Source organism: Psychromonas sp. Urea-02u-13 (assembly GCF_002835995.1).
Lineage (GTDB): Bacteria > Pseudomonadota > Gammaproteobacteria > Enterobacterales > Psychromonadaceae > Psychromonas.
In genome coordinates, this window is the sequence record NZ_PJBZ01000269.1 from 1 (window position 1) to 455 (window position 455).

The window sequence follows — 455 nt, forward strand, 5'->3', positions numbered from 1 at the left end:
GTAACAGACCTACAATTACCATTTCAAGTCGAGCACACCTAACAATTCTGTTGTGGTCACCGATACCCGTGGCGGTACTGAAACCTATCAGTTTAATGATCGCGGTTTACCTGTTTATCATCAAGACCAAGAAGGTGGTGTTACCCGTTATAGTTATGATGAGCGTGGCAACCTAGTTAGTGAAACTAATCCGATGCAAGCTGCATTGCGTTATGTCTATGATTATTCTAACGATCAGTTACGTACGTTTATTGACAGTAGCGGTGCACAACACCAACTTGAACGCGATAACCTAGGTAATATTACTGCCAGTATCGACCCACTCGGTAACCGTTGGCAACGCAGTTATAATGAGCTTGGACAACTGAGCCAGCAAACCAATCCACTCGGTGAAAGTCATCATTACCAGTATAACGAGCTAGGTCTAGTCAGTCGTATCACCGATCCGCTTGAAC

The 455-nt window shown here is 44.4% G+C and carries 1 protein-coding gene; it reads left to right on the top strand.

Features of this window, described 5'->3' with window-relative positions:
- Positions 1–52: 52 nt before the first annotated feature.
- On the top strand, positions 53–455 hold a 403-nt coding region (locus tag CXF74_RS21695; RefSeq protein WP_157822532.1), incomplete at its 3' end, for an RHS repeat domain-containing protein.